At 66.4% G+C, this 15,434-nt stretch carries 19 protein-coding genes; all 19 read left to right on the forward strand.

Annotated features, from left to right (window positions below):
- The first annotated feature begins 1 nt into the window (after position 1).
- The 19 genes from NSQ78_RS05820 to flgF all read left to right on the forward strand — a co-directional run bounded on the left by NSQ78_RS05820 (position 2) and on the right by flgF (position 15,408).
- Entirely contained in the window at positions 2 to 766 is a 765-nt protein-coding gene (locus tag NSQ78_RS05820; RefSeq protein ID WP_064237839.1) for a flagellar biosynthetic protein FliR, read from the forward strand.
- Positions 763 to 1,830 carry an EscU/YscU/HrcU family type III secretion system export apparatus switch protein gene (locus NSQ78_RS05825; RefSeq protein WP_064237840.1) on the forward strand — a complete coding sequence of 356 codons (1,068 nt, stop codon included), beginning with the start codon at positions 763 to 765 and terminating at the stop codon, positions 1,828 to 1,830. Before NSQ78_RS05820 ends, NSQ78_RS05825 begins: the two co-directional genes overlap by 4 nt.
- Positions 1,827 to 3,887, forward strand: coding sequence for a flagellar biosynthesis protein FlhA (gene flhA / locus NSQ78_RS05830; RefSeq protein WP_064237841.1), 2,061 nt, complete (start codon positions 1,827 to 1,829; stop codon positions 3,885 to 3,887). The genes NSQ78_RS05825 and flhA overlap by 4 nt, the downstream gene beginning before the upstream one ends.
- Before the next feature lie 7 nt (positions 3,888 to 3,894).
- Entirely contained in the window at positions 3,895 to 4,575 is a 681-nt protein-coding gene (locus NSQ78_RS05835) for a flagellar hook basal-body protein (RefSeq protein WP_064237842.1), read from the forward strand.
- A gap of 16 nt (positions 4,576 to 4,591) precedes the next feature.
- A complete protein-coding gene (locus tag NSQ78_RS05840; protein WP_064237843.1) occupies positions 4,592 to 5,371 on the forward strand; it encodes a flagellar hook-basal body complex protein in 780 nt (259 codons plus the stop codon).
- Between the two features lie 2 nt (positions 5,372 to 5,373).
- A complete protein-coding gene (gene flgA / locus NSQ78_RS05845; protein WP_064237844.1) occupies positions 5,374 to 6,072 on the forward strand; it encodes a flagellar basal body P-ring formation chaperone FlgA in 699 nt (232 codons plus the stop codon).
- Entirely contained in the window at positions 6,065 to 6,640 is a 576-nt protein-coding gene (locus tag NSQ78_RS05850) for a flagellar basal body L-ring protein FlgH (RefSeq protein WP_064237845.1), read from the forward strand. The genes flgA and NSQ78_RS05850 overlap by 8 nt, the downstream gene beginning before the upstream one ends.
- 23 nt (positions 6,641 to 6,663) lie before the next feature.
- Positions 6,664 to 7,752 carry a flagellar basal body P-ring protein FlgI gene (locus tag NSQ78_RS05855; protein ID WP_339208104.1) on the forward strand — a complete coding sequence of 363 codons (1,089 nt, stop codon included), beginning with the start codon at positions 6,664 to 6,666 and terminating at the stop codon, positions 7,750 to 7,752.
- A gap of 18 nt (positions 7,753 to 7,770) precedes the next feature.
- Positions 7,771 to 8,133 (forward strand): hypothetical protein, encoded by a 363-nt coding sequence (locus NSQ78_RS05860; protein WP_064237846.1) that lies wholly within the window; start codon positions 7,771 to 7,773, stop codon positions 8,131 to 8,133.
- A gap of 2 nt (positions 8,134 to 8,135) precedes the next feature.
- Positions 8,136 to 8,528: a flagellar basal body rod C-terminal domain-containing protein gene (locus NSQ78_RS05865; RefSeq protein WP_064237847.1), complete on the forward strand. Its 393-nt coding sequence runs from the start codon at positions 8,136 to 8,138 to the stop codon at positions 8,526 to 8,528.
- Positions 8,528 to 8,824: a flagellar hook-basal body complex protein FliE gene (gene fliE, locus NSQ78_RS05870; protein WP_064237848.1), complete on the forward strand. Its 297-nt coding sequence runs from the start codon at positions 8,528 to 8,530 to the stop codon at positions 8,822 to 8,824. The genes NSQ78_RS05865 and fliE overlap by 1 nt, the downstream gene beginning before the upstream one ends.
- A gap of 34 nt (positions 8,825 to 8,858) precedes the next feature.
- Entirely contained in the window at positions 8,859 to 10,247 is a 1,389-nt protein-coding gene (gene fliF / locus NSQ78_RS05875; protein WP_080473108.1) for a flagellar basal-body MS-ring/collar protein FliF, read from the forward strand.
- Positions 10,244 to 10,690 (forward strand): hypothetical protein, encoded by a 447-nt coding sequence (locus NSQ78_RS05880; protein ID WP_064237849.1) that lies wholly within the window; start codon positions 10,244 to 10,246, stop codon positions 10,688 to 10,690. Before fliF ends, NSQ78_RS05880 begins: the two co-directional genes overlap by 4 nt.
- Positions 10,687 to 11,340 (forward strand): FliH/SctL family protein, encoded by a 654-nt coding sequence (locus NSQ78_RS05885; RefSeq protein ID WP_080473109.1) that lies wholly within the window; start codon positions 10,687 to 10,689, stop codon positions 11,338 to 11,340. The genes NSQ78_RS05880 and NSQ78_RS05885 overlap by 4 nt, the downstream gene beginning before the upstream one ends.
- A complete protein-coding gene (locus NSQ78_RS05890; RefSeq protein WP_064237851.1) occupies positions 11,337 to 12,653 on the forward strand; it encodes a FliI/YscN family ATPase in 1,317 nt (438 codons plus the stop codon). Before NSQ78_RS05885 ends, NSQ78_RS05890 begins: the two co-directional genes overlap by 4 nt.
- Positions 12,650 to 13,102, forward strand: a complete 453-nt coding sequence (locus NSQ78_RS05895) for a hypothetical protein (RefSeq protein ID WP_064237852.1) — start codon at positions 12,650 to 12,652, stop codon at positions 13,100 to 13,102. The genes NSQ78_RS05890 and NSQ78_RS05895 overlap by 4 nt, the downstream gene beginning before the upstream one ends.
- A 199-nt stretch (positions 13,103 to 13,301) precedes the next feature.
- Positions 13,302 to 13,826, forward strand: a complete 525-nt coding sequence (locus tag NSQ78_RS05900) for a hypothetical protein (RefSeq protein ID WP_149901890.1) — start codon at positions 13,302 to 13,304, stop codon at positions 13,824 to 13,826.
- A complete protein-coding gene (locus NSQ78_RS05905) occupies positions 13,816 to 14,235 on the forward strand; it encodes a flagellar hook capping FlgD N-terminal domain-containing protein (RefSeq protein WP_057499756.1) in 420 nt (139 codons plus the stop codon). The genes NSQ78_RS05900 and NSQ78_RS05905 overlap by 11 nt, the downstream gene beginning before the upstream one ends.
- A gap of 15 nt (positions 14,236 to 14,250) precedes the next feature.
- Positions 14,251 to 15,408: a flagellar basal-body rod protein FlgF gene (flgF, locus tag NSQ78_RS05910; protein WP_064237854.1), complete on the forward strand. Its 1,158-nt coding sequence runs from the start codon at positions 14,251 to 14,253 to the stop codon at positions 15,406 to 15,408.
- Positions 15,409 to 15,434 lie beyond the last annotated feature (26 nt).

Raw genomic sequence — 15,434 nt, forward strand, 5'->3', positions numbered from 1 at the left:
CATGGATGCCCTGCACCAGTTTGCCGGCAGCTTCCTGCTGGCAATGATCCGCTACCTGCCTGCCACAGCGATGACATCGTTGACGCCGCTGCGCTGGGCGCCGCCGATGGTGCGCATCGTGCTGGCGATGGTGCTGGCGTGGCTGACCGTGCAGGCGCAGCCGTTGCAGGCAACCCTGCCGCAGGGCGGAGCGTTCGGCTGGGTGGTGGCGGCGGTGGGTGAGCTGATGCTGGGCCTGGCGTTCGGCCTGGCGGTGATGTTGCCGCAGGCCGCGTTGCACATGGGCGGCTGGTTGATCGACATCCAGGCCGGTGCCAGCGCAGCGGTGCTGTTCAATCCGGCCGCACAGGGCGAGACCCAGTCACTGCTGGGCACGTTGCTGATGCTGGTCGGTACGGTGCTGTTCTTCACTTTGGATCTGCACCTGGACCTGTACCGCATGCTGGTATCCAGTGCGCAGGTACTTCCGCTCGGGCAGGGCGGCCGCCTGCATGCCGACGGGCTGTTCGGCATGCTGGGCAGCAGCTTCCTGCTGGGCCTGGTGATGGTGGCGCCGGTGGTGCTGGCATTGCTTGCCGTGGACATCGGTGCTGCATATGCCACGCGCTCGATGCCGCAGGCCAACGTGTACTTTCTGGTGCTGCCGGTGAAGATGATCGTGGCGCTGCTGATGCTGATGGCAACGCTGCCGTTCGTGCCGGCGTTGTTCGAGCGCCTGTATCGCGATGCCTTCCAGCGCATCCCTTCGTTGCTGGGGGGCGCATGAGCCAGCCCGATCAGGACAAGACCGAGCAGCCGACCCCGCACCACCTTGAGCAGGCGCGACAGCGCGGCGAGGTCGCCAAGAGCGCGGACGTGTCGGGCAGCCTGGTGCTGGTCGTGTTCGCGGCGGCGCTGGCCATGACCGTGGCAGGCATCGCGATTGCGTTGGCCGACGCGACCCGGCGCCTGCTGGCCCTGGCAGGCAACGCGCCGGAGCTCAATGCGGCGTTTGTGCACTGGACTGTGCGTGCCTATGGCCCGGTCGGGCAGGCCGTGCTGCCGCTGGTGCTGGCGCTGCTGGTCACCGGCTTGCTTGGCAACCTGCTGCAGACCGGCCCGATGTTCACTGCCCAGCCGTTGAAGCCCGACTTCAAGCGGATGAACCCAGCCAATGCGCTGCGCCGCATCTTTTCGATGCGGACCCTGTGGGAGCTCGGCAAGATGACCGCCAAGTTCCTGTTGCTGGGCGCCGTGTGCGCGGTATTCGCCTGGAAGGCGCGGGGCCTGGCGGAAGCCGTGATCCAGGTGCTGCCGCAGCGCGTGGGCGCGTTGTTCCGCGACATGTTCGTGCAGACATCGCTGTACGTGCTGCTGGTGCTGGGCCTGGTGGCGGTTGCCGACTTGCTGTTCACCCGGCGCGAGTACATGCGCAAGATGCGCATGAGCCGGCGCGAGGTGCGCGACGAAGTGCGCCGCCGCGACGGCGATCCCGCCATCAAGTCCAAGCGCCGCCAGCAATCGCGCGAGCTGCTGCGCAAGACCCGTGCACTGGCGCGCGTGCACGAGGCCGACGTGGTACTGACCAACCCGACCCATGTGGCGGTGGCACTCCGCTATCGCCCGGGCAAGATGCTGGGGCCGGTGGTCATTGCCAAGGGCGCTGGTTCGCTGGCGGCCATCATCCGCCGCTTGGCCGGCCGCCATCAGGTCCCGGTGATGCGCCTGCCCGTGTTGGCACGCGCACTCTACAAGGAGTGCGAGATCGACCACACCGTGCCCGAGGCACTGTACGGCGAGCTGGCGCCGGTGTACCGAACGCTGTGGAAGCGAAAGGGAGCGTCGGCATGAAGCTGCTGCTCAGCCAGATGTGGGGCGGGCGACGTGACCTGGCGCTGGTGGCGCTGGTGATCGGTGTGCTGGTGGTGCTGTTCGTGCCGATTCCGCCGGTGCTGCTGGACTTCCTGCTGGTGGTGAACATCAGCATGGCCATGCTGATCCTGCTGGTGACATTCTTCACCGACACGCCGCTGAAATTTTCCACGTTCCCGACCATCCTGCTGTTGTCCACGCTGTTCCGGTTGTCGCTGAACGTCTCGGCCACGCGCCTGATCCTGGAAGGTGGCGATGCGGGCCGGGTGATCAACGCGATCGGCGAGTTCGTGATCGGCGGCAATTACATCGTCGGCATCGTGGTGTTCCTGATCCTGGTGGTCGTGCAGTACGTGGTGGTCACCTCCGGTGCGCAGCGGGTGGCGGAAGTCGCCGCCCGTTTTACCCTAGATTCGATGCCCGGCAAGCAGATGAGCATCGATGCCGACATGAACATGGGGCTGATCGATGAGCACGAGGCACGTCAGCGCCGCGCACAGATCGAGAAGGAAGCCAACTTCTACGGCGCGATGGACGGCGCCACCAAGTTCGTCAAGGGCGATGCGATCGCCGGCATCATCATCATCCTGACCAACATCATCGGCGGCCTCGCCATCGGCATCGCGCAGCTGGGCCTGCCCTGGGGCGAGGCGGTGCAGCACTTCACGTTGATGACCATCGGCGACGGTATCGTCACCCAGATTCCGTCGCTGGTCATCGCGGTGGCCACCGGCATCATCATCACCCGCGCTGCCGCCGACGCGCAGCTGGGCACCGAGATTCCCAGGCAGGTGATGGCCAACCCGAAGGCGTTGGCGATCGTGGCCATGGTCCTTCTGCTGGTGCTGTTGTTGCCGGGTTTCCCGAAACTACCGGTAATCGCGGTCCTGCTGGTACTCGGTGGCCTGGGCTGGGCGGCGATGCGTGCCCGTGCTGATGATGTGGCCGAGCTGGCGCAGGACATCGCCGTAGCCAAGGCAGATGCCAAGGCTGGGGAAGGTGCCAGTGACTGGATGCGCATCGAGCCGATCGAGATCCAGTTGGGCGCCGAGCTCGCCGATGCCTTCCTTGGCGCCGATGGCGACCTGGCCGATCGCATCGCGCATGTGCGCCGGCAGTTTGCGCAGGACATGGGCTTCCTGGTGCCGCGCGTACACACCAGCCGGCGATCGGAGCTGCGCGGCAACGCCTATGAGATCCACTTCCAGGGCACGCGGGCGGGGCAGGGTGAGCTGACGATCGACCGCGTGCTGGCCATCAACCCGGGCGGCAGCCGTGCGCGCTTGGAGGGACCGGAGACCCGGGATCCGGCGTATGGGCTGCCCGCGCAGTGGATCAGCAAGGAGCAGCGCCAGCACGCGCGCAGCGCCGGCTATACCCTGGTGGATGCCGATACGGTGGTGATCACCCATCTGAGTGAGCTGATCAAGCGCCATTGCGCAGATCTGTTGACCCGCGCTGAGGCCGAACGCATGGTCAACCGCTTGCGCGAGCAGCAGGGCTCGCTGGTCGAGGAGTTGGTGCCCGGCGTCCTGACCTATTCGGAGATCCAGAAGGTACTGCAGCACCTGCTGCGCGAGCAGGTCAGCATCCGCCATCTGGAAGCTATCCTGGAAGTGCTGGTTGATGCCGGCCGCACCACCAAGCAACCCGATGAGCTGGCCGAGCGGGTGCGAGAGCGGCTGGGTGCGGCGATCTGCCAGAGCCTGCGCGACGCGCAGGGCGATCTGCATGTGATGACCCTGTCGCCGGAACTCGAGCGAACCCTGCTGGCCAACCTGCGCCCGGTTGACGGTCGCGCCGGCTCGCTGTTCGGTGACATGGCCCAGCTGGACGGCTTCATGAAGAACCTGGCCAGCCAGGCCGAATCGATGATGGGCCGCAGCCTGGTGCCGGTGCTGTTGTGCCCCTCGCCGGCGCGACGCTCGCTACGGGCGTTGCTGGTGCGTTCGATGCCGTATCTGGCGGTGCTGGGCCTGAACGAAGTGCCGGCCACGCTGCCGGTCCGCTCCTTCGCCGCGATCCAGTCCCACTGAGGCCTGCATGACCGACACCCTCGAAGCGATCAGCCGCAGCCTTGCTGCCGAAGTCAGGACCCTGGCCACCATCAGCCAGAACGTGGCCAACGCGCATACACCCGGCTACCGCGCCTTGCGCACCGCTCCGGATTTCGCCGCCCAGGCCGGGCTGCGCACCGTGGCCGACCAGCGTGATGGTGGGCTTGCACAGACCGGCCGGGCGCTTGACTTTGCCTTGCGCGGCGAGGGCTTTTTCGTAGTGGAGCGCGAGGGGCGGGCCATGCTGGCGCGCTCGGGCGCCCTGCGCATCGGCGAGGCCGGGCAGCTGATGACAACGAACGGGGAAGCTGTGGTCGGCAGCGCGGGACCGATCGTGATTCCGGGGGGCCAGACCGCCAGCGTTCGCGTGGACGGTGACGGGCGCCTGTGGGTGGAAGAGCAGGAAGTGGACCAGCTGCGCCTGGTGGCAACAGCCGATCCGGCCGCGGTGTCGCCGCTGGGCGCAGGAACCTATGACTACAGCGGCGAACTGCATCCGTGGGAAGGCAAGGTGGTGCAGGGGGCTCTTGAGCGCGCCAATGTCGAGGCGGCCGACGAAATGCTGCGCTTGATGGAAACCACCCGCCACATCGATTCGGTTCGCCGCGCCATCAGCACCTACGACCAGATGCTGGATCGGGGCATCAACAACCTTGGCAACAACTGAGTACGGAGCGACCCAGATGATCGATGCCCTCTACATCGCCGCCAGCGGCTTGCGCAGCGAGCAGAAACAGATCGACGTGATCTCCAACAACGTCGCCAACATGCAGACTCCTGGCTTCAAGCGCAGCCGGGTCAACTTCGCCGACGTGGCCGGTGCCGCGATGCCACCGGCCCTCGATGCCACGTTGCCGGCAGCACCCGCGCAGGCGATGCCGGGTGGCACCCGGATCAGTGCCACCCTGGCCGAGTTCGAGACCGGTGATATCCGCGCGACCGGTAATCCGCTGGATCTGGCGATCAACGGCTCCGGGCTGTTCGAGCTGGAGCTTGACGACGGCAGCGTTGCCTACACCCGCGACGGCCAGTTCAGGCTTGACGCCGAAGGCAGCCTGCGCACCCTGCAGGGCGCCCGCCTGGCAAACGCCCCGCAGATCCCGCTCGATGCGACCAAGCTGGAGGTATCCAGCGCTGGCGAGGTTTCGGTGCTGATGCCGGGCGAGACCCAGCGCACCGTGCTGGGCGCGATCGAGCTGGCAGTGTTCGGTGCCACCTATGCCCTGCAGTCGGTGGGCGACAACCGCTTTACCGCCACCGTTGCCGCCGGCTCGCCCAGCTACGCGGTACCCGGTGAAGCCGGCAGCGGCAAGCTGCAGCAGGGCTACGTGGAAATGGCCAACGTCCAGATGATCGAAGAGATGTCCAGCCTGGTGATGGCACAGCGCGCCTATCAGCTCAATGCGCGTGTGCTGCAGGCTGCAGACCAGGTCCTGGAAACCATCAACAACCTGCGCCGCTGATCATGCACTCCTTGATCCTGATGCTTGCCCTGGCGTCGCCGACCGCCGCCCACTCCACGCCTGCGCCATTGTCAGGCCAGTACCTGGCTGCCCGCGTGGTGGAGACAGTGCAGGCACGCCTGCAGGCACAGGGCAGTAGCGCGATCGTGTCGGTGCTGGGCCGCGTGGCGGACGTTGCCGGTGTTGGTGCCGATCCCGAGGTCGAGGTCGGTACGGTTGCCGGGCGCTGGCCACGTGCGCGCGCCTCGGTCCCGGTGCGCCTTACCGATTCGAGGGGCACGCGCCGCCTTGTCACGGTATGGCTTGCAGCGAGCGACCTGCGCGAAGTGCTGGCCTACAGCAACGACTATCCGGCGATGGTTCCGGCGGAGAAGCTGCAGGCAACGCCCGTCCGCATCGATATGGCCTGTTGCGAAGGGCCCGCGATTGCCACGCTGGCCGACGTGCGGGGCAAGCGACTGCGGCGCGCGGTGCATGCCGGTCGTCCGGTGCTGGCCGAGGATCTTGCGGCTGCACCCGAGGTTGCGGCACAGCAGCAGGTGACCTTGGCAGTGGAGCGGGGTGCCGTCCGCATCGTAATGGCGGGAACGGCACTGGCCAGTGGACGGCTGGGTGAGCGCATCCAGGTGCGTCCGCAGGGATCGCAGCGGGCAGTGCAGGCACGGGTCAGCGCTCCGGCAGAGGTGGTGATCGATGAATAGACAGGCTGTTGCCGCCCTGTTGGGCGCTTTGCTGGTGACCCAGGCCGCACAGGCACAGAGTCTGGTTGAACCCGAACGGTACCGCGCGCTGGCGGCAGACCATCGGGCCTATCGCCTGGGTGATGTCATTACCGTGTACGTCGCCGAAGCGACCCGGGCCAAATCGCAAGCGGCCACCGACGCGTCCAGCAGGCTTGAGCTCAGTGCGGGATTGCGTTCGCCCAGCACCGACTTCAACGCCGATGCCGGCGTGGGCGGAAGCAATTCCGGTGGCGCACAAACCACGCGGGTGGGGGAGCTGCGGACCCAGGTTTCGGTGCAGGTGGTTGCGTTGGAGCCCGATGGCAGCCTGCGCATCGAGGGTATGCAGACATTGACCGTCAACGGCGAGAACCAGCGCATCCGGCTGAAAGGCCTGGTGCGCCCGCAGGACGTGTCAGCGCAGAACACGGTGTGGTCCAACCGCATCGCCAATGCCGAACTGGAACTGGATGGCGTGGGCATCGTCAGCGAATCCCAGCGCCAGAGCGCGATCTACCGACTCTTCAAGTGGCTGAGGTTGATGTGAGGATCACAATCGCAGCAGTACTGGTGGCCGCCTTGTGCCAGGCCGGCTGGGCCCACGCCGGCGCAGTGAAGGTGAAGGATATCGCCCGCGTGGCCGGCGTTCGCGAGAACCAGCTGACCGGCTACGGCCTGGTGTTTGGCCTGTCGGGATCCGGTGACTCCCAGCGCAACCGCGCCACCGTGCAGTCGGTGGCCAATACTCTGCGCAACTTCGGCGTCAACGTGACCGAGGACGATATCGCCAGCCGCAATGTGGCTGCGGTGATCGTCACCGCCAAACTGCCGCCGTTTGCCGAACCTGGTCAGATGGTGGATGTGCAGGTCGCCTCGTCCGGCGATGCGCGCAGCTTGACCGGCGGCACGCTGATGCTGACGCCGTTGATGGCCGCCGATGGCCGACTGTATGCAATGGCGCAGGGAGCGATTTCGGTGGGCGGCTACCAGTTCCAGGGGGTTACCGCATCGCTGCAGAAGAACCACCCGACTGTAGGCTGGATTCCATCCGGAGCCAGCATCGAACGGGCATCGCCATTGCCGGTGGCCGGAGAAGGACGTGAGCTGAGCATTCTGCTCAATGAACCCGACTTCACCAACGCCAGCCGCATCGCCAGTGTGATCCGCAGTGCCGAACCGTCATCGACGGTACGTGCGGCGCATGCGGGCAAGGTCACGGTGTCATTCGCCTCGCCGCCGGCCGATCTGGTGGAGCGCATCGCGCATCTGGAGAACCTCTCCGTGGTCCAGGACAGGCCGGCGCGGGTGGTGGTCAACGAGCGCACCGGCACCGTTGTCGCCGGTGGCGACGTGCGCCTGGGCCAGGTCGGCATCTCGCATGCCGGCCTGCGCGTGGAGATCCGTACCGAGTACCAGGTGTCCCAGCCGGACGGCATCTACTACCGCCCTGGGCACAGCATTGCCACGGCGGTGGTGCCCAGCACCACGATCAAGGCCGAGGATCCTGAGGCACCGCTGGTAGGCATCCCTGAAGGTGCCACCGTCGCCGACCTGATCTCGGCGCTGCGCGCGGTGCATCTGAGCACGCGCGACGTCATTGCCGTACTTCAATCGATCAAGGCCGCCGGTTCGCTCGACGGCGAGCTTGTCATCCAGTAAGTGCACACAGGAGCGCTGATGATGTCCAGCAGTGAGACCACCATCGACGCGATCCGGCTGGCGCTGGGCATGTACCAGAGCCGGGCCGAGATCGCCAATTCCAACATCGCCAATGCTTCGATGCCTGGTGCATTGGCGCTGCGTGCGGACTTCTCGCAGTACCAGGTGATGCTTGATGCAGCCGTGGAGGGCCGAAGTGATGGCCTGCGGCAGGCGATTGCGCAGGTGCGTGAGCCGGACATCCGTCCGTTGGAAACACCGCTGAACCTGGATGCGCAGGTTGGCGAGCTGGTAGGGGTAGGGGTGGGCTTCCAGTCGCTGACTGAAGCGCTGAACCGACAGTTCGGCTTGATGCGCCTGGCTGTGGTCGGGAGGAACTGAGCATGCCGATCGATTCAGTACTGGATGTGGCCCGCGACGGCCTGAACTACGAGCGGCTGCGCCTCGATGCGGCCAGCCGCAATATCGCGGCCGCCAACGTTGCAGTACCTGCTGGACAGGAGGTGACGCTATGGCAGGTCGGGAACAGCGGCTCGTTCGGCCAATGGTTGGGGCAGGGCGGCACGCTGCAGCAGGCGCCGGCGGCCACCCGGGTGGTCCATGACCCCGGTAATCCGTTGGCCGACAGCAACGGCCAGGTACGTTTTCCGCAGGTCGACCTGGTACAGGAAATGACCACCCTGATGACTGCCAGCCGTGGCTATGAGGCCAACGTACGTTCGTTCAACCTGCTGCGCAGCATGATGCTGCGCTCGCTTGAAATCGGGGCCAAGTGATGAGCATCGAGGCAATCGGCCCAATCGGGCTGGAACAGGGACAGAGTCTGGCCATATCGGCGCCGGCCACACCTGCGGCGGACTTCTCCGGATGGCTTGCCAGTGGCGTTGGGCATGTCGAGCACAGCCTGGATGTTGCCGAGACCGGGGTCCGCGCACTCGCCGCCGGACGTGACGTGCCGGTGCACGAAGTGATGATCGCACTGGAACAGGCACGCCTGGATCTCAGCCTGGCCACCGAAGTGCGCAACCGTCTGGTAGAGGCCTACCAGGAACTGGCGCGGATCCAGCTGTAAGCCACTGCTCACTCTCATCTATCAAGCCGAGTCCATGGATCCCAGGAATTTCTATCTTTCGTTGCAGCGCCCGGCGCGGATTGGCCTGATCATCGGCATGGTCGCGCTGCTGGCGCTGACCATTGCGACCCTGTGGTGGGTGATGACGCCCCGGCAGCAGCTGCTGTTCGGCAACATGAATGAACGCGATGCTGCCGAGGTGGTGGCGTCGCTCAACGAATGGAAGGTGCCACACACCATCACGGACGGCGGCGCCGGCATCACCGTAGCGGCCGATCAGGTGTATGACACCCGCATGCGGTTGGTTTCGGCCGGGGTGCCGCGTGGGGGGCATGTCGGCTTCGAGCTGTTCGACGATTCGGACTTCGGTGTCACCGAGTTCGCGCAGCGGGTCAATTACCAACGCGCCCTGCAGGGCGAGATCGAACGTACCATCGCCGCGCTTCCCGGTGTCACCAGTGCGCGCGTGCACCTCACCATCCGCCGTCCTGGCCTGTTCGCCAATCAGCATGATGACTCGAAGGCATCTGTCGCACTGGCACTGGAGCCGGGCCAGCGCCTGACCCGCAAGCAGATCAATGGTGTACGCAGCCTGGTGGCCGCATCGGTGGAGGGCCTGGCGCCGACCCAGGTCTCGGTGCTGGATTCCGATGGTGGTCTGCTTGCAGCCGCAAGCGCGGATGGCGCCAACGATGCCGATCTGCAGGGGCATGCCGAAGAAGACCAGCGGCTGGAGAACCGCCTGCAGGCGCGCATCGTGGATCTGCTGGGGCAGGTCCTGCATGACGAAGAATTCCGTGTGTCGGTGGAGGCCACCCTCAACTTCGACGCGGTTCGTGAAGTGAGCGAACGGCCGCTGGCGCAGGGGGGCGATGGCAACGGCCTGCTTGCCAACAAGCGGGTCAGCCACTCGGGCGGCAGCGAGGGCGGGCAGAACCAGAACGAGGAGGAGTCCACCTTCGTGCACGGTACCGCGCGCCAGGAGATCGCCCGCGCGCCGGGCCGGATCGAGACGCTGTCCGTGGCGGTCATCCTGCCGCCGAACCTGGACGACAGCGAGGTCGAGCGGATCCGTGCGCTGGTCGCCGCCGCAGCCGGCATCAACGAGGTGCGGGGAGATCGCCTGGCGGTATCGCGGCTTGGCCGCGGCCAGCGCTGGGATGCCTCACCCGGCGCGGCCCGTGCCGTCACTGCGCTGGGTGCAACGCAGACCCCACCACCCTCCCAGCCGGCATCGCCGGTGAAGAAGACGGTGGCATCGCCCCCCTGGATCCGTTGGGCCCTGATCGCCGTTGCCGGTGCCTTGCTGGGCGGGATTGTGATCCTGGCTACGCAACGACGCCCAAAGCGATTGAGCCGCACCGAACGGGACGCCGTTCTGGCCAGGATGCGTGGCTGGTTGGCCGAGGGGGGCGCGCCATGAACAGTTCGCGCGGCGAACGCAAGTGCGCCCTGATGCTGGCCACGCTGGCGGCGTCTGACCGGCGCCAGCTGCTTGCCCAGTTGCCACCGGCCGCAGCATCCCGAATCAAGCGACTGGTGGGTGAGCTGCAGGCGTTGCGCCTGCCCATCGCCGAGCTTGCCCAGGCGCTGCTGGCCGACGAAGTGGTTGGACTCACCAGCGAAACGTCGCTGGATGTAGAGCAGTTGATGGGACTGGCGGCGCACCTGCCGGATGCCTGGTACGCACGCGTACTGGCGGCCTGGGGGGAGCTGGATCGATCGTTCTGCGTGTCGCTGCTGGAGCCGTCGCGTGGTGCGGCGGTGGCGCGCGAGCTGGGCAGGGTGCCCGCGCTGCCGCCGCGCCTGGCCCATGCACTCAAGGCAGAGGCGATGCAGTTGGCCGCGGTGGGGCGCGCCGCATGATCCAGCGACTGCCTGCTGATGAGCCGAGGGTGGTAGGGCTGGGGACGTTGTTCGCGCCCGCCGAAGCGATGGCGTCGCCTGTGATCGGTATCGATCCGGAGCAGGAGCGCCTGCAGCGGTTGCAGGAAGCACGCGAAGCCGGCCATGCCGAAGGCATGCGCCAGGCCGATGCGCAGATCCGTGATGCGGTGGCTGCTGCGGAACTGGCTTGCCAGCAGCGTCACGCCCAGGCCCTGGCGGAACTGCAGGATGAGCGTGCACGACTGGCGCAGTGGTCGCTGCAGCTGCCCACGCAGCTCGCTGAACTGGAACGCGCCACTCTGGCAACGGCGGCACAACTGGCTTATGTCGCCATGCTTCGCGTGCTGGATACGCTGCCTGCCGAAGAGCGTATTGCGCAGGCCTGCCGGCAGGCGCTGGCCGAGCAGAAGCAGCGCCCGTTGCGGCTGCGACTGCCTCCGCTGGACGTGCCGTTCGCGCAGGCCCTGGCAAGCGCGGAGATCCTCATCGAAGCAGACGCGCGCCTGCAGCCGGGCCAGTGCCGGATCGAAAGTCCACTGGGGATCGACGATGCGGGGCTGGATGTGCGTCTGGATGCGTTGCGTACCGCCTTCCTGCAGGGACTGGCCAGCGCAGGGGCTGCGCAATGACGGCTGCCTGCGCCCCCCTGCTTGAAGCCATTGCCGCGGCGCCGATGGTGCGTCGCCTCGGCCAGGTGGCGTCCTATAACGGCTTGGTGATCGAGGCGCTTGGCCCCGAGGTCGGTGTAGGCGAGTTGTGCCGTATCGACCGCGACGGGCGTGCACCAATCCTGGCCGAGGTGGTCGGGTTTCGCCAGGGGCGCACCCAGCTGATGCCGTTCGGCGAGATCGACGGCCTGGCTCCGGGGCAGGAGATCCGTGCCTGCGAGCGTACCTTGGAAGTGCCGGTCGGCGACGCCCTGCTTGGCCGCGTGGTGAATGCACTCTGCGAGCCGATCGACGGTCGTCCACTACAGTGCACGCAACGCTACGCGCTGCGCCGGGCGCCGATCAATCCCCTGCACCGAGCGCCGATCGATACGCCGTTGGCCACGGGCATCCGTGCGGTCGACACCCTGTTGACCCTGGGTGAAGGCCAGCGGATCGGCGTCTTCGCCGGCAGCGGTGTTGGCAAAAGCACATTGCTGGGGGCACTTGCACGGGAGGTACAAGCTGACGTGACCGTGCTTGCCCTGATCGGCGAGCGCGGGCGCGAGGTGGGCGACTTCCTGCGCCACTCCCTGGGCGATACCGGACTGCGCCGGTCGGTGGTGATGGTGGCGACCGCCGATGAGACGGCCGTGACCCGCGTGCATGCGGCGCACGCTGCCCACGCCGTCGCCGAGTACTTCCGCGACAGCGGCCGTTCGGTGCTGCTGGTGGTCGATTCGATGACCCGCTTTGCGATGGCGCAGCGTGAGATCGGCCTGGCGGTCGGCGAGCCCCCCACGTTCCGTGGCTACACGCCATCGGTGTTCGCGCAGCTGCCACGGATGCTCGAGCGCTGCGGAAAACTGCAGGCGGGTGGCTCGATCACAGGCATCTACAGCGTGCTGGTGGAAGGCGATGACATGAATGAGCCAGTGACCGACCATATGCGCGCCATCCTCGACGGCCACGTCGTGCTGTCGCGGGACCTGGCCGCGCGAGGACACCATCCGGCCATCGATGTGCTGCACAGTGCCAGCCGGGTGATGGATGCGGTGGCCAGCAGCGATGAGCTGGCACTGGCACGTGAAGCGCGACGCCATCTGGCGCTGTATGAAGCGTCGCGCGACCTGATCGAGCTGGGGGCACACCAGAAGGGCGCCAATCCGGCACTGGACCGGGTCATCGAGCAGCGGCCGCATCTTGAAGCCGTGCTGCAACAGCCGCCCAGCGAGGCGACCCCGCGCGAAGCGGCCTATCGCCGCCTGGCAGCCGCATTGCAGGGGACGGCATGAGCATTCCGCGCAGCAAGGGCCTGCATGCGTTGCAGCGCTGGCGCAGTTTCGCTGAAGACCGCGCTGCGCTGGCCCGCCAGCTGGCATTGCGCGCGGTTGCGGAGGCGACCGCTGAGGTCGCGGTCGTGCAGGATCGTGCGCAGGCGGCCAGCGAGCAGCGCCTGAGGCTGCTGCAGAGTCCGCTGCTGGATCTGGCGCGCTTGACCGCGAGTGCGGGCATGGGGGAAGCCGCATGGCGGGATGTGCAGGTGTGTCAACAGCGCTTGCAGCACGCCGAGGATGATGCCCTGCTCGCGCGCGAGCGGCACGAAACAGCGCACCGCATGGCCCGCGCGGTGGCGCACCGTGCAACGCGTGTGGCTGCGATCGAACGCGATGCGGCCGAGAAGCATGTCTTTGATTCGTTGGTGGAACTGCGTGGCCGCTTGCCCGGAGGTTCGCATGATTGAACGCATGCCAGCGAGCATGGGGGCGCACGAGCCCGATGCGGGGCCGCGCCCCGTCCGCCCATCCGCGGCCGGCCCTGCGCGTGATTTTCGCGAGTCCGTGGACGGCAGTCCATTGCGTCCAGATCCTGAATCCACTGGGGACGCTAGGCCCATTGCTAGCGATATCGCGGCTTCCGCTGAGCATGGCGCTGGCCAGGCCATGCTGCTGGCATGGCAGTTGCTGCCCAACAACGGCTTGTCGCAGATGCTCGCTGGCACACGAGCGGCTGCAGAAGCGATGCAGCCTTCGCGTATTCCTCTCGCGGGATACCACGGTTCCTCTGTAGGCTGCCCGGGCATGGCGGCTGCCAACTCCGTGCCGGCGGTGGCTGCCATGTCCGGCAGGAGCGCGGCCACTGCCGTCGCCCTCGCCGCTCCGAACGCGCGAGTCACCGCAGCCTCTACCGCTGCCGATGCAGTGGGCGCCAGCGCTGCACTGTCTGAACTGGGCGAGCGATGGCAGGCGCGCCTGCTGCGCTGGGGCAGGACCGCAGGCGAGGGGCTGAGCATTCGCATCCGCGATTACCGCCTGGATGCGCAGGATGCGCAGGCGCTTGCAGAGCGGTTGCTGGCGTTCGCCGGACGACACGGTCTGCAGCTGCAGCGGATCGTCATCAATGCGCGCGAGCTTTGGCGTGCAACCCACACCTATCCTCAACCGACCGGAGATATGCATGGCCGTTGATGCAATCGGAAGCTCACTGGGCACCCAGCAGAACTCCGCACTGGCACAGAGCAGTACGATCGACCAGGAAGATTTCATCCGCCTGTTCCTTGCTCAGCTGCAGTTCCAGGACCCGCTGGAGCCGGTCGACAACCGCGAGTTCCTGGCCCAGCTGGCGCAGTTCTCCGCACTGGAACAATCCCGTCAACTCAGCGAGAACACCGCGTCGATGCTGGCGATGAGTGCCTCCGACCAGGCCGTGGGCCTGCTCAATCGCCAGGTGGACCTGACCAATCTGGGCGTGACCCGCTCGGGCACGGTGGTGGCGGTGCAGTTTGGCAGCGCCGGTCCGGAGCTGAGCGTGCGCGACGCCACCGGATCAGTCAGCACAGGCATCCGCCTGTCGCAGATCTCCCTCGTCAAACCCTGACCCAGGCGGACCTCCATGTTCCAAGCCCTGTTCAACAGTCTTTCCGGCATGTTCAGCTTCTCGCGAAGCCTGGATACGGTGTCCAACAACGTATCCAACATGAATACACCTGGGTTTCGTGGCAGTGATGCGTTCTTCACCAACGTGGAAGGTGGCTATGGCTCGCGCATCACCGGTGACGACATGCGAACCAACCCCGGCGACATCCGCCAGACGGAGAACGCCACCGACCTGGCGGTGAACGGCAACGGCTACTTCGTGCTGCGCGACCCCGCTGGCGACCTGCATTACACCCGCGCCGGCCAGTTCCGCTTCGACGAGCACAGCCTTCTGGTGGACAGCGTCAATGGCTACCAGGTGATGGGCCTGGATGGCAGCGGCAACATGGTCGCGATCGACCTGGACAGCTATCGCAACATTCCAGCTGTGGGGACCAGCCAGGTGCGCGTCACCGGCAACATCGCGCCGTCCTCGACCACCACCAACATCAATGCGGTGACTGTGTTCGACGCCTCCGGTGCATCACGCGTGCTTTCGGTCAAGTTCACCAACAACACCGCCAACACGCCGGGCAGCTTCCTGGTGACCGTGACCGATTCCTCAGGAAAGGCCCTGGGCAGCGGCGAAGTGCGCTTCCGTACCGACGGCACGCCATTGACCGGGTACGCAGGGATGGACGTGGTACTGCAGGGGCCGGGCGGCGCGCAGGCGATCCGGCTGGATTTCGGTACCCCCGGAACATTGACCGGCATGACCTCGCTGAGCGGAACCACCAGCAGCCTGTCGGCCAAGGTGACCGATGGCCACGGCATTCTGGCCGTCAACGGCATCACCTTCGATGACAAGGGCGTGATGCAGTTGACCTACTCCGAAACGGAAAAGCGCAGTGGTCCGCAGGTCGCACTGGCCTTGTTCCCGAATGAAAGCGCATTGCACCTGGAGGGCGGGCGCCTGATCGCAGGCGCCAGCGTGCAGGAACGCGATATCGGCCGCCCGGGCGATACTGGCTTTGGTCGCATCCGCGGCTTCAGCCTGGAGATGTCCAATGTGGACCTGACCCGGGAGTTCGCCGACATGATCGTGATCCAACGCGGCTACCAGGCCAGCTCACGCGTGATGACGGTCAGCAACGAAATGATTGAGCAGCTGTACAACAGCACGCGGGGCGGGTGATGACGGTCCTTCCGTTCCGGCGGCAT

It is taken from the genome of Stenotrophomonas sp. FSL W7-1447 (assembly GCF_037966425.1).
Lineage (GTDB): Bacteria > Pseudomonadota > Gammaproteobacteria > Xanthomonadales > Xanthomonadaceae > Stenotrophomonas > Stenotrophomonas pavanii.